This window comes from Pararhizobium sp. IMCC3301 (genome assembly GCF_030758315.1).
GTDB lineage: Bacteria > Pseudomonadota > Alphaproteobacteria > Rhizobiales.
The window spans coordinates 4,346,357-4,359,751 of the sequence record NZ_CP132336.1; the positions used below are offsets into that span (position 1 = coordinate 4,346,357).

Sequence of the window (13,395 nt, forward strand, 5' to 3'; positions counted from 1 at the left end):
CGCAGCACGCAACGCCGACCTGCAACCTTGACATAGTGTTCCGCATGTTGGTACAACTATTTGAAATATTGTCCCGTATGTTGGCACAATTTTTAGAAAAAGGGGGGGGATGGCTATGGGTCAGACGGCGATCGAAAAGCACCTGGCACGCGCTGCGGGCGTCGATGCGGTCGCTCCGGGCGATATCGTCCACCCCGATCCGGATCTGGTCATTGTGCATGATGGCTATATTGCCGCGGCATACCGGGAGTTGAGCCAGTTGGGCATCGACAGGATTTTCGATCCCGACCGGCTGATGTTCGTCACCGACCATGACGTGATCCACGCAACACCCCTTGCTGCCGAGCGGGCACGCCAAAATCGGCTCGTCGCGGAAAAATGGAATATCTATAAATTCTATGACGTCGGGCAAGGCGGGCAGGGCCACATCTTTCCGATGGAAGAAGGCATCGTTCGGCCGGGCATGTTCCTTTTGTGCTATGACATGCATTGCACGAATTTCGGTGCCGTGGGCGCGCTGGCGCTTCGCACCGGATCCGAGATCATCACGGTGCTGGCCCAAGGCACTATCTGGATTCAGGTGCCGCACACGATCCGCATCGAACTGGCGGGACAGATGGCTGCGGGTGTCATGGCCCGCGATCTCGGGTTCCGCCTTGCGGCGGATTTTACGGCCGGTCTGTATGGCACTTATGACTACCGGGCAATCGAGTTTCACGGTCCCGCGCTTGCGCATATGCCGGTGGCGGAACGGATCGCGCTTTGCAACACGCTGACCGAAATCGGCCTGTGCGCGAGTTATTTCACGCCGGACGAGCAGACGGCCCGTTGGTACAGCGACCGGGGGATTGGCAGAGGCCACACCGTGGCCGCCGATGACGACGCGGAATACGAACAAAAATTGTCGATTGATCTGTCAAAGCTTGTGCCGCAAGCCGTTCTTCCGGGTGGAGAGACGACCGTGGATTTGACCTCAACCGACCTTGGGCGGGCCGTCGATCACGCTTATCTGGGGTCCTGCGGGTCAGGCACGTTCAACGACCTTGCGGTCGCTGCAGACATTCTCAGGGGCAGGACGGTCGCGCCCGGAACGCGGTTTCTGATAACACCGGGCAGCACCGCCACCATCGCGCGCATGGAGCGCGAAGGGCTGGGCGACATTTTCCGCAAGGCGGGTGCCATCGTGCTTCCCGCCGGATGCGGGCCTTGCGCTGGCGGAACGATGGGGCCGTTAGGCTCTGGCGAAACGTCGATTTGCACTGCAGCCGTCAACAACTTTGGACGCATGGGCGCCAAGGATGCAGACATATTTCTGGCAAGCCCGGCGACCGTTGCCGCCTCCGCAGTGGCGGGCGTGATCAGCGACCCCCGTCCGATCGTTGCGGGAAGGTGACAGGATGAACTGGATTTACCGGGGTCAGGCGCACAAGTTTGGTGATGGTGTGCCGCTGGACGATGGCTTTATTCCCTTTCGCCTGGCGATCGGGCGGGTTACCGACCCTGACAAACTGATCCTCCATCTATTCGAAGACATCCGCCCGGGGTTTGCGGAACGGGCGAACGCAGGGGATGTCGTCGTGGGTGGCGCTGATTTCGCGAGTGGAAAGCCACATGCGCAGGGGTTCATCGCGCTGCAAGCGATGGGGATCGGCGTGATCTGCGAAAACATGCCTTACAATTCGCTTCGTGCCGGGATCAGCAGCGGGCTGGCGTTGATGACGGAATGCAAAGGGGTGTCCGACCTGTTTGAAGACGGCGACGGCATCGAGGTCGATTTTGCGACAGGGCGTGTCGAGAACCTTGCGAGCGGCGAATCCCGAACCTATCCGCCGCTTGATCGCAACCTGCGCGATATCATCGCGGTGGGTGGCTCCAAGGGGGTTCTGCGCAAATGGTGGTCCGAACGGCAGGAACCGAAAAAAACAGAGGACTTCCGGTGAGCCGACCCAACATCATCTGCGTGGCGCCGCTTGGCGCGTGGTGCAATCGCAAGGATCACGCTGCTGTCCCGCTTACTCCAAAGCAAATAGCCGACACGGTCGTGGAATGCGCACAGGCCGGGGCGTCCATCGCCCATCTGCACGCGCGCGATGCGGACGGAAACCCGACCCAGGATCTTGAGACCTACCGCGACATCCACGACCGGATCAAAGCGCGTTGCGATATCATTGTTCAGCTGAGCACCGGCACGCGCGGCATGACGGTGGAACAGGCGCTCGAACCGGTCAGCCTTGCGCCGGAAATGGCGTCGCTGGCCTTGCGGGATGTCGGACCGCAGCAGGGATCAGATGTTGGGCGCCGCGTCGAAAAGATGGCAAAGGCGATGATTGCGGGCGGCGTGTGCCCCGAATTTGACGCGTCAGATCAAGAGATGATCGACCGCCTGATTGAGGTCTGCAAGTCCATCAAGGATCTGCGGCACCCCTGCGTCGGCCTGTTTCTCAAGCATGAAGTGAGCCCTCACGCAGCGGCGCAACATATACTGGGCCTGTCATCCAGCCTGCCCGACGGCGCCCATTGGTGGGCGGCGAAGGGCACCACGAACCATGCATTGGTGCAAACTTTGGCTCTGGGCCTGGGCGGACATTGCCGTGTCGGGTTCGAGGACTGTCTGCTGGGCGTGGATGGCCAATCAGTCAGGTCGAATGCCGATTTGGTGGAGCGTGTCGCAACATTGGGCGCAACCGTCGGTCGCCCGGCGGCAACGCCCGCACAGGCACGCGAGATGCTGGGACTAAAGCGTATTTGAGCGCCGAGCCCATGCGACGGCCATCCGGGGAAAACCCGGACCGGGTCGAAAAAAAGAAGTTGAGACGTAAAACACTGAAATTACTAAACTCAAAAAGGAGAAGAAGAATGAAACTAAACCTATTGGCTGCGGCCACGACGATACTGCTCGGCACCGCGATGACGGGCCCCGCCCAAGCCCAGGAGGAAACGGTTGATTTCGAAGGCGAACGGATCGAATTGATCGTTCCGTTTAAGGCGGGAGGGGCAACCGATGTGTATGGCCGGTTCTTTGCCGGCAAGCTTAGCGAGCACCTGCCCGGCAATCCAACCGTCATCGTCAGCAACATCCCCGGAGCCGGCGGCATGCCGGGAGCGAACCAGTTCGAAGCCCGCGCAGAACCCGACGGAACGACGCTGATCGCCATGACTGTCTCAACTCAGTTGAACTGGCTGTTCGAAGATCCGGCGGCGCAATTCCAACTCAAGGAATGGCGGCCGCTCATCCTGACGCCCCAGCGTGAAGTCGCTCTGGTTCATACCGACACCGGTGCCACCGGTCCGCAGGATATCGAGGCGTTGCAGGATGTGGAACTGCTATATGCCGACCACAGCGTGCGCGGTCTGTCCATATTCCGGCTGCTCGGCTTTGACGGTCTGGGGCTGACGGTGACACCTGTCTGGGGTGTCAGCGGTGGCCCGGCCCGGATTGCCGTGGAGCGCGGTGAAATTACCCTGGCGTTTGCGTCATCGGCAGCCTACCGCAAGGATTATTCCGCCATGGTCGAAAATGGCACCGTTGTACCGATCTTCTCGTATGGCGATCTCGACGCTGACGGCAACATCGTTCGGGACGCGACATTCCCCGATCTGCCGACCTATCTGGAAGTCTACGAGCAGATAAACGGAACCGAACTTTCCGGTCCGCAGCGAGAACTCTACGAAATGCATCTCCAGTTCACCGGTGCCTCGAAATCGCTGTTCCTGCCGGCGAACACGCCCGATGCGGTTTATGATGCCTATGTAAAGGCGATCCAGGCCATTCTCGACGACCCAGCCTACGCCGAAGAAAACGCCCAGTTCTTCGGAAGTCACCTTCAGGCTGTTGGTGATCAGGCGCAATCCAATCTGAACCAAGCGCTGGGGCTGAACGAAGACCTCAAGAGCTATCTCGCCGATTGGCTGCAAGAGAAATACGACCTCAAACTCTAGCACTCCGTCATGAAGGCAGACGGCGAAGGCCGACTGCCTTCTTTTTCGACCAGGCACTCTTTTTTAGGGATTCGCGATGGACGTGTGGATTACGGCCCTGGACGCGCTGACAACTCTGTTTAGCGTCGGCCATCTCAGCTATCTTCTACTCGGCGTTTTCGTCGGGCTGATCGTGGGAATCCTGCCCGGACTGGGTGGGCTTGCCGGGCTGTCGCTGCTGTTGCCGTTTGTTTATGGCATGGATCCATCCCAGGCTCTGGCGATGATGGTCGGCCTGCTGGCGATCACCACCACATCGGATACGTTTCCTTCGGTCCTGATGGGCATCCCCGGCACGTCCGGTTCGCAGGCCACAGTCATGGATGGCTTTCCAATGGCGCGGCGCGGCGAAGCGGCACGCGCCCTTGCTGCGGCATTCGGAGCATCGCTGTTCGGGGGCGTTTTCGGCGCTCTAGTCTTGAGCGTTGCCATCCTTTTTGCCCGTCCGCTCATACTCATGATGGGGTTTGGTGAGCAACTCATGCTTGTCCTGTTTGCCCTGACCATGGTCGGCATTTTGACCGGAAGCCACCCACTCAAGGGACTGGCGGCCTGCGGAGTGGGACTAATAATGGGGACCATCGGTTTCGCCACCAGCACCGGCGAACTGCGAATGGCGTTTGGTCAGACCTATCTTTATGATGGCTTTCCCTTGCTGATCATCGCAATCGGACTTTTCGCCATCCCGGAAATTTTTGAAATTCTCAGCCAAAAGAAGACGATTTCATCTTCGTCGCAACAGAAACTGGGCCACGGCATTTGGACCGGATTGCGCGACGTTGTCAGGCACAAATGGCTGGTGCTGCGGTGTTCGGGAATTGGCGCGCTGATCGGGATGCTGCCAGGCCTGGGGGGCGTGGTCATCGACTGGATCGCCTATGGGCACGTGGTTCAGACCGCCAAGGACAAATCGCAATTCGGCAAGGGCGACATTCGCGGCGTGCTTGCACCGGAATCTGCCAACAATGCCAAAGAAGGTGGCTCGCTGGTGCCGACCCTGCTTTTCGGGGTGCCTGGTTCGGCCACTATGGCGGTTCTTCTGGGTGGTCTGGTTCTGGTGGGAATTGAGCCGGGAGTCAGCATGGTTCAGGAGAACCTCGATCTGACCTATACGATCATCTGGTCGCTTGCGATTGCCAATATCGTGGGCACGCTTGTATGTCTTTTGTTGGTTCGGCCGATTTCAAAATTGACCACCATTCCATACGGTTACATCGGCCCGGTTGTGATCGTCATCGTATTCTTTGCCGCCTTTCAGGCAACCCGCGACTGGCTCGATCTCATCGCGCTGTTCGGCATAGGCATTCTTGGTGTCTATATGAAGCGCTTCGGTTGGTCGCGTCCGGCCCTGCTGATCGGGTTCTTTTTGTCCAAGGGGCTCGAGGATTCCGTCTATCAGGCGGTGCAGATTTATGGTTTCTCCTTTCTTGAGCGCCCGATCGTCATAGGTCTGATCGTTGTGATCGTGGCCTCCGTGACGATCACTTTCGCCCGCGCCCGCAAGGCACCCAAACCGGACACCGGGCAGGGCCCCGCCACGCGCAGCGTTCGCGCTCACGAAATGGGGTTTCTTCTGGTCTTCGCAGCACTTTGTGTCTGGGCTTTCGTGGATGCGCTGCAAAGAACCTATCTGGCGCAGATTTTCCCACTTGGTACGTCAATCGCAACGGCGACTCTTCTGGCGGTTATCGGCTACAGATTCCTGCGCGGTTCGGTCGACGACGCGGTACATTACGATGAAGTGCGCACGGACGAGGGGCGCCGGACGCTGCATGTCTATATCGGCTGGCTTGTCGGACTTCTGATCGCGATCTATTTGCTTGGCTTTGTGTTGGCGTCGGGTTTGTTCGTCCTGGCCATGATCGTCTTTGAGTTGCGCCGTCTGACCTGGCAGGCCGGAGTCGTGGCCGTCGCTGTAAGTGCGCTGCTGCTGCTGCTGTCATACGTGCTCAATCTGAAATTTCCTCCAAGCCTGCTGCAACCGTTTCTTCCGCTCATATCCTGAAGAAGAAGCGTTTTCTTGCCTTCAATACCAATCATCAATGATGATCCACTCGGGCGATGCCCTTTATACTCGGGAGAATGAAATGAGATCAGATCTGATGCCATTGCACGGGCTTAACCGGCGGCAAATCCTTGGCGCTGCCATTGCTTCATCAAGGGTGGGTCACTTTTAAATGCTGAAAACGGGTTAGTTTTGAACGCTCATTGACACGATTGCCCGCGGGATGCTTCGAGGAAAGCGCTATCCGGACCAAGGAGTTCGGCCCAGTCGACGCAGTGGCGGCGATCGGCGAAGTCACCAACTACGTAACGGCGGCGTCTGAACCCGAGGCGCAAGAAGTGCTCCTCAGGCGCATTCGTGCGTCCCTGCTGGCCCTAGCTTTTTTGATCGATTCCGCTGATCGTGATCGTCACGATGGCGACAAGGTTGTGTGGTCGGAGACCCCGCCCAGCAGACCATGCGCACGATCCGGCCAAATTTTGCAGATACCAGCAAGCAGCCGTCGGCGTCATTTGCCGCTCTAGGTAATCTCAGCCGCTTCTTCCTTCTGGCTGGTCATCCATTTCAGATAGTCGTTTCCGGTGTTGTCGATATGCAGGCGCAGCAGCTTGCAGAATTGTTCGACATCGCCGCTTTCGATCAGGCTGTGCAGCCTGGCATGGGTTTTCAGTGAATTGTTGACCACATTGTCGAAATCCTGCGCACGAGTGCGCAACGCCCCTATCTTTGTGGCTATCAAATTGTAGGCCGCAGTCAGATAGGGGTTGTTTCCGTAGCTCAGAATGACGTCATGGAATTCTGCGTCGAGCAATCTGTATTCGGTCCTGTCGCCGCTCTCCAAGGCTGCACTCATTTTTTCCATCACAGTTCCAATGCTCCTGGCAAAGGCAACCGTATCTCCGGCAAAGGCATTGCGTGCAGCCTGCTCTTCGAGCAGCTCGCGGAAAGCGCGAATGGATTCAATTTCAGTTTCATCAATGTGGAAAATCGATGTGGCGCGCTGGGGGTCGATCACCACCAATCCTTCGCGCTTCAGCGCCAGCAGGGCCTCTCGCACCGGTGTCTTGCTGATTCCCAGCATCTGGGAAAGACGCAGCTCTGACACTTGATCTCCAAGCTTCAATCGGCCATCGACGATGGCGGCGCGCAACTCACGATAGGCCATATCTGTCAGGGATTCCGGGCGGTTCAGGCGATCCAGCTTCATGATTAAATCACTCATTGCGTTTGTATGATATCTGATATATTAGATATCACTATTGTTGTGTTGCGTCTATAGGAGTTCGGTTCAAATGCCTCCTCAAACGGGTCTTTCCCTGTTGTTTTACGCCTCTTGCGGGGCAAAATGAAGAAAGAACGGTCTTTGCGGTCCGCACGATGGTTCGAACCGGACAGCATCCGCGGCTTCGCCCATCGGCAGAGAAGCCTGCAGATGGGCTATCGACGTTCCGACTTCATGGGCCGGCCGGTGGTGGGGATTATCAACACGCATTCCGATCTGGCGACCTGCCACCAGCATCTGCGGCACCGCGCCGAAGATGTGAAGCGCGGTGTTCTGCTCGCCGGTGGCTTTCCCGTCGAACTGCCAACATTCTCGCTGGGCGAGGTCGTGGTCAAGCCGACGACGATGCTCTACCGCAACCTTTTGGCCATTGAGACCGAGGAGCTGCTGCGCGCCCATCCCATTGATGCAGCGATATTGCTGGGTGGCTGTGACAAGACCACGCCCGGCCTGCTGATGGGTGCGGCCTCAGCCGGTCTGCCTGCGGTTTTTGTGCCGGCAGGGCCGATGGTATCGGGCAATTTTCGCGGCCGTGCAGTTGGCGCGGGAACGCACACCAAAGAATATTGGGACAAGCGCCAGAGCGGGGGTATCACCGAACAGGACTGGCTTGATCTGGAAACCGCAATGACCCGGTCGCCAGGCACATGTCAGACCATGGGAACCGCCTCGACCATGACCTGTATTGTCGAGGCCATGGGTCTGACCCTGACCGGTGCAGCAACAATTCCCGCCGTTGACAGCGGTCATCCCAGAATGGCGGCAGAGGCAGGCGCAGTTGCAACGCGTCTTGCCAGGGAAGGCCGGGCCTTGTCCGAACAGCTGACGCGCGGCCATTTTAACAATGGTGTGGTGGCCCTGATGGCGCTTGGCGGCTCGACCAATGCCGCAATCCACCTGGTTGCAATGGCAAGACGTGTCGGCCTGGCGGATTTCGGCCTGGACGATATAGCCGAGGCCGGGCGCGATGTGCCGGTGCTGGCCAATATTTTCCCCAGCGGCGAATACATGATGCAGGATTTTCATGATGCCGGCGGCATGCCTGCGCTGTTGTGGCAGTTGAAGGATCGGCTTGATCTTGATGCGCTATGTGTCGACGGACAAAGCCTGGGTGCGGCCATCGAAGGGGCAAAAGTCTGGAACGACAAGGTAATATGCCGGCCTGACGTGCCGGTCACCGACCGTCCCGCCCTTGCCGTGTTGAAAGGCAGTCTTGCTCCGGGCGGCGCAGTCATAAAACCCAGTGCCGCAACGCCAGCATTGCTTTGCCATGAAGGGCGCGCTGTTGTCTTTGACGGGCCTGCGGATCTGGCCGCACGCATTGATGTAGAAGACATCACCGCAGACGACATTCTGGTCTTGCGCGGCGGTGGTCCGGTCGGTGCACCGGGCATGCCCGAGTGGGGCAATCTGCAGATCCCCAAGGCGCTTTTGAAAAACGGCGTGGTGGATATGGTGCGGATTTCCGATGCGCGGATGAGCGGCACCCATTACGGCACCTGCATTTTGCACGTTTCTCCTGAAAGCGCCGTTGGCGGGCCTTTGGCGCTGGTGCACAGCGGTGACCGAATTGCACTGGATGTCGCCGCAGGCCGGCTAGATCTGCTGGTCGATGAGGCCACGCTGGCAGAGCGCCGCCTTGGCTGGAAGCCTCCTGTTGCGCCCTCACGTGGCTGGCCGGCGCTTTATGTCGCCCATGTCGGTCAAGCCCAGGATGGCTGCGATTTCGACTTTTTGCAGACCGACAATACCCCCTTGAAAGAACCGGAGATTTTCTGATGGCGAACCCGTTGAAAACGGCGCTTCTGGCGCGTGATCGCCAACTCGTCGGATGTTGGACAATGTTCGCAAGCCCGCTGGTGGCTGAAGCGATGGCCTGGACCGGATACGACATGATCGTCATTGATGCGGAGCACACACCGCTTTCGGCGATGAACGCTCTGCATTGCCTCCAGGCTGTGGCCGGAACGCCCTGTCTGCCGCTGCTTCGGCTTCCCGACGACAATCCCACGATGATCAAGCAAATGATGGATGCAGGCGCTGCCTCCCTGATGGTGCCGATGATCGACACCGCCGAGCAGGCTCGCAACCTTGTTCGCGCGACGCGATATGCGCCGCAAGGAATCCGCGGCTTTGCAGCCATGCATCGCGCCAGCCGCTTCGGCGCTGATGCCAACTACATCAGCACGGCGAATGAGTCTGTTCTTCTGATCGCGCAGATTGAAACGCCCGCAGCGGTCGAAGCTCTGGATGACATTCTGGCCGTTGAGGGAATCGACGGAGTTTTTATCGGTCCAGGTGATCTGTCCGCCGCGATGGGTCGCATCGGCCAGGCCGGATCGGACGAAATGCTGCTGCTCATGGAGGACTGTGCCAAGCGTGCGCATGCAGCAGGCAAGCCCGTAGGAGGGCTAGCTTTGAATACTGCAATGGCACAGCGGTTGCTGCATGCCGGTTACGATTTCGTGCCGGTCAGCAACGACATCGCCTTAATGACCCGCGCCGCACGGGCAACTTTGCAGGAAGTCTGCGGCGACAAATAAAAAATCAATCAGAGAGAGGAATACCCATGAAGATTATTAGCAAACTGATGACCACAACCGCATTGATGGCAGTTGGAGCCCTCGCGAGTGTCTTGGCAACCGCATTTGCCGCACAGGCGGAATATCCCGAACGGCCGGTAACGTTGATTGTGCCCTTCGGTGCCGGTGGCAATACCGATGCGGTCGCGCGCGCCTTTCAGGCCGATTTTGCCGAAGCCCTTGGCGGCGAAGTCGTGGTCAAGAATACGGCCGGAGCAGCCGGCACCATCGGCACAGCCGAAGTGGCAGCCGCCGACCCCGATGGTTACACGTTGGGCGTCGTTCCCATCGGTCCTTTGACCACCCAGCCGCATCTGCGGAAACTGCCCTATGATATCGACAGTTGGGATTTTGTCTGCAACATCACGCAAAATCCGGTGCTGTTTCTGGTGGCCAAGGATTCGCCGTTTAATTCAATCGCAGATGTCAAAGCCGAACTGGAAACCAAGCCGGGCAAATATGTCTACGGCTCTGCCGGTCCTGGAACGCTGCCGCATCTGGCTATGGCAGCCAGCATGAGCGGCATGGGCGTTGAGGCAAAACATCTGCCCGACAGCGGCACCGCCGACGGTATGCGCTCGATGGCCGCCGGAACAATCCAGTTCTTCGCTGATCCGCCACTGGTCCTGTCGCGCTATGACGTCAAGGCACTGGCCAGCTTTACCGACGAGCGCCTGTCGGGGATGCCGGAATTGCCGACCATGAAAGAGTCGGGTTATCCACTCAATTTTTCGATATGGGTCGGCATTGTCGCTCCTGACGGCACGCCGGATGACGTGGTGCAGAAATTGTCCGACGCCTGCGGCGCTGCAACCCAAGGGCCGAACTTCACCAAGGTGACCACATCGACCTCGACCAATGTGCAATACATGGATTCCGCAGAATTCGAGACCTTCGTGCTATCCGAATTTGAAAAGAACGGCCAGGTGCTCAAAGATGCCGGCCTGTCCAAATAAGCTGCGACGATGAACCGCTCCTCGCGTATTGGCTTCGCTCTCGCCCTGCTTTTGCTGGGCGGGAGTTTGTTCGCGCATAGTTTTGCCCCCAGCTATGCGACGATGGGAATCGGATCGCCGGTCAGCCCGGTGTTCTATCCGCGCATTTTGCTCGGCCTGTGGATTGTTCTCAGTCTGTTTGTCCTTGTCGAAGCGATCCGTGTGCCGGGACATGTTGGCCCGGCTCCGCAAAGCTGGAGCGCGCCGTTGGCGATGGTTCTATTGATGGCGCTCTCTGTCTGGGCGATGCGCTGGCTAGGCTATATCGGCATCGCTGCGCCGCTCGCCTTTGCCTGCGGATGGTTGCTGGGCTACCGCCGAATAGTCATTCTCATCTTGGTGGCATTACTGGCGGGATTCGTCAGTTGGTGGCTGTTTGACAGAATGCTCGGCATTCCCTTGCCGCGCTGGCGCCTGACATGATCAACGGAGCACGATGATGCTGGACATCCTTTCTCAGTCGCTTTGGCTCGTCCTTGACCCCGGCGTGTTTGCGGTTCTGCTGATCGGCACAGCCTTCGGCATAGTGGCCGGCGCGCTGCCGGGGCTGGGGTCCGTGATTGCGGTCACCATTTGCCTGCCCTTTACCTATGCGCTGGGGCAGGTGACATCCATCGCGCTGCTGCTGGCGGTCTATGTCGGCTCGGTTTACGGTGGCTCGATCTCGGCCATTCTGATCAATACGCCCGGAACGCCGCAGGCCGCTGCCACCACATTCGACGGTTATCCGATGGCCGTGGCAGGGCAGGCGGACCGCGCTTTGGGATGGGCTACCTTTGCCAGCGTCATGGGTGGCTTGTTCTCGTGTCTGGTTCTGATCTTTGCCGCGCCGCAACTGGCCGCCCTGGCATTGAACTTCGGACCCATCGAAATCGCTGCGCTGATCGTATTGGCCCTGACCTGCATTGCATCCGTGTCGCGGGGCTCTCTGGCAAAAGGCCTTCTGGCGGGAATCATGGGGCTGTTTGTTGCCGTCATCGGCTCCGATCCGCTGACCGGAGACATGCGCTATACGTTTGATATTTTTGCAATTTCTGCTGGGTTTGATGTGATCCCTGTTGTCGTCGGCCTGTTCGCCCTGTCGGAAGTGTTCATCCGTGCGGCCGAGCCGCAAAAAGCCCAGGGCCGGATGGTCCGCTATACCGGCATGAAACTGCCGTCACTATCTGACATGCGGGGGCGCTGGGGTGTTTTGCTGAAAAGCTCCGGGCTGGGCTCCATCATTGGTGTTCTGCCGGGAACCGGAGCGGCGACCGCAGCCTTTATCGCCTATGCAGAAGCCAAACGCTCGTCGCCGCGCAGGGCGGGCATGGGCGAAGGCGAGCCGGACGGCATTCTCGCCCCCGAAAGCGCCAACAATGCCGTCACGGGCAGTGCACTGGTGCCGGCGCTGGCTCTGGGCATTCCCGGAGACGCGGTGACCGCCGTAATGCTGACAGCGCTCGTCGTCAATGGCGTCACGCCGGGTGTGCGGCTGATGGTTGACAATCCCCAGATCGTCTATGCCAGCTTCATGGCGTTGTTCCTCGCCAACATTGCCATGCTGGTGCTGGCCTTTGCATCTGCCCGCCTGTTCGCCATTGTGTTGCGGATGCCGGAAGCGTTGCTGATGATGTCGGTTGTGCTGTTGAGCGTGCTTGGTTCGTACGGGGTGCGGGGCAATGTATTTGACCTTTATGTAATGCTTGCCGCCGGCATTCTCGGCTTTGTCCTCAGAGTGTTCAACGTGCCGCTGGCACCGATTGTCATCGGCCTTGTGCTTGGTCCGAAATTCGAAGTTGCCCTGCGCCAGGGTCTGATTCTGACAGATGGCAGTTTTTGGCCGTTCCTGGCCAGCCCGCTGGCGCTCAGCCTGTTGCTCGCAGCTTTTCTGGCCATTCTGTGGCCCGCATATGCCGGGCACAGAGAAAGGAAACTGTCTAAAGCTGCTCCATCGGACGCCAGGGGTGAAGCGGTTTCCGACTCGCGAGATCAATCGTAAAAAAATGCCCACCGCCAGGGGGCTGATCATGGCTGCGCGAGATCGGTATGCCGGCAAAATGACAGTACAGCAGGGTGCCGACAGCGCCATGCCCCACCACCAGAATATCTCCCGAACTGTGCTCGTGGATGATGTCTTCGATGGCTGCGACGATGCGGCTTTGCGCGTCAATAGCCCGTTCCCAGCCATCAATGCTCGTATCCGGATACTGAAAAAACCGGTCGGCGGTCGCCTCGAACAGCGCGGCGTCAAGAAAACCCGTGGCGCTGCGGTCATTTTCATGGGTTGCGGGTTTCTGCTCCACGGGCAGCCGCAAAGCCGCAGCAAATATGTCTGCGGTCTCCACCGCCTTGCGCTCTGAACTGCTGAATATGCGGGTGGTATCTGCCAGCGCTTCCGACCGGCTGGCGCGTTCGGCCCGCGTCCGGCCAAGATCGGACAGACCCCAGTGCGGCACCGCAACTGCCGGGTCGATCCGGACCTGCGGATGCGACAGATAGCGCAGCAGATCAGGCAATTTTCAAAGACCTGAAACTACCCTTCGATGCGAGAGCAGGAGTAGGGGCGGTCAT

12 protein-coding genes are annotated in these 13,395 nt (G+C 58.9%); 10 read left to right on the forward strand and 2 right to left on the reverse strand.

Going from position 1 to position 13,395, the window contains the following annotated elements; all coding sequences use genetic code 11:
• Positions 1-115 precede the first annotated feature (115 nt).
• The 5 genes from RAL88_RS20650 (at position 116) to RAL88_RS20670 (ending at position 5,983) form a co-directional block, all read left to right on the forward strand.
• Positions 116-1,393 (forward strand): aconitase family protein, encoded by a 1,278-nt coding sequence (locus RAL88_RS20650; protein ID WP_306266089.1) that lies wholly within the window; start codon positions 116-118, stop codon positions 1,391-1,393.
• A 4-nt stretch (positions 1,394-1,397) separates the two neighbouring features.
• Positions 1,398-1,940 (forward strand): hypothetical protein, encoded by a 543-nt coding sequence (locus tag RAL88_RS20655; RefSeq protein WP_306266090.1) that lies wholly within the window; start codon positions 1,398-1,400, stop codon positions 1,938-1,940.
• Positions 1,937-2,749, forward strand: coding sequence for a 3-keto-5-aminohexanoate cleavage protein (locus tag RAL88_RS20660; protein WP_306266091.1), 813 nt, complete (start codon positions 1,937-1,939; stop codon positions 2,747-2,749). The genes RAL88_RS20655 and RAL88_RS20660 overlap by 4 nt, the downstream gene beginning before the upstream one ends.
• A gap of 107 nt (positions 2,750-2,856) precedes the next feature.
• On the forward strand, positions 2,857-3,939 hold the full coding sequence (locus RAL88_RS20665; RefSeq protein WP_306266092.1) for a tripartite tricarboxylate transporter substrate binding protein: 1,083 nt from the start codon (positions 2,857-2,859) through the stop codon (positions 3,937-3,939).
• A gap of 76 nt (positions 3,940-4,015) precedes the next feature.
• A complete protein-coding gene (locus RAL88_RS20670; protein WP_306266093.1) occupies positions 4,016-5,983 on the forward strand; it encodes a tripartite tricarboxylate transporter permease in 1,968 nt (655 codons plus the stop codon).
• Between the two features lie 520 nt (positions 5,984-6,503).
• Here RAL88_RS20670 and RAL88_RS20675 read toward each other — a convergent pair.
• Entirely contained in the window at positions 6,504-7,190 is a 687-nt protein-coding gene (locus tag RAL88_RS20675) for a GntR family transcriptional regulator (RefSeq protein ID WP_306266094.1), read from the reverse strand.
• A gap of 138 nt (positions 7,191-7,328) precedes the next feature.
• Between RAL88_RS20675 and RAL88_RS20680 the strand changes: the two genes are divergently transcribed.
• Genes RAL88_RS20680 through RAL88_RS20700 form a run of 5 tightly spaced genes read left to right on the forward strand, consistent with a single transcriptional unit; the run spans position 7,329 to position 12,823 of the window.
• Positions 7,329-9,044: a dihydroxy-acid dehydratase gene (locus RAL88_RS20680; RefSeq protein WP_306266095.1), complete on the forward strand. Its 1,716-nt coding sequence runs from the start codon at positions 7,329-7,331 to the stop codon at positions 9,042-9,044.
• Positions 9,044-9,808, forward strand: coding sequence for an HpcH/HpaI aldolase/citrate lyase family protein (locus RAL88_RS20685; protein WP_306266096.1), 765 nt, complete (start codon positions 9,044-9,046; stop codon positions 9,806-9,808). The genes RAL88_RS20680 and RAL88_RS20685 overlap by 1 nt, the downstream gene beginning before the upstream one ends.
• Positions 9,809-9,834: 26 nt before the next feature.
• On the forward strand, positions 9,835-10,803 hold the full coding sequence (locus RAL88_RS20690) for a tripartite tricarboxylate transporter substrate binding protein (protein ID WP_306266097.1): 969 nt from the start codon (positions 9,835-9,837) through the stop codon (positions 10,801-10,803).
• A gap of 9 nt (positions 10,804-10,812) precedes the next feature.
• Positions 10,813-11,265 (forward strand): tripartite tricarboxylate transporter TctB family protein, encoded by a 453-nt coding sequence (locus RAL88_RS20695; RefSeq protein WP_306266098.1) that lies wholly within the window; start codon positions 10,813-10,815, stop codon positions 11,263-11,265.
• 16 nt (positions 11,266-11,281) lie between these two features.
• Complete coding sequence (locus RAL88_RS20700; protein WP_306266099.1) at positions 11,282-12,823, forward strand: tripartite tricarboxylate transporter permease; 1,542 nt, start codon at positions 11,282-11,284, stop codon at positions 12,821-12,823.
• On the opposite strand, the gene RAL88_RS20705 is transcribed toward RAL88_RS20700, so the two are convergent.
• Positions 12,762-13,340 (reverse strand): histidine phosphatase family protein, encoded by a 579-nt coding sequence (locus RAL88_RS20705; RefSeq protein WP_306266100.1) that lies wholly within the window; start codon positions 13,338-13,340, stop codon positions 12,762-12,764. The genes RAL88_RS20700 and RAL88_RS20705 overlap by 62 nt on opposite strands.
• Positions 13,341-13,395 lie beyond the last annotated feature (55 nt).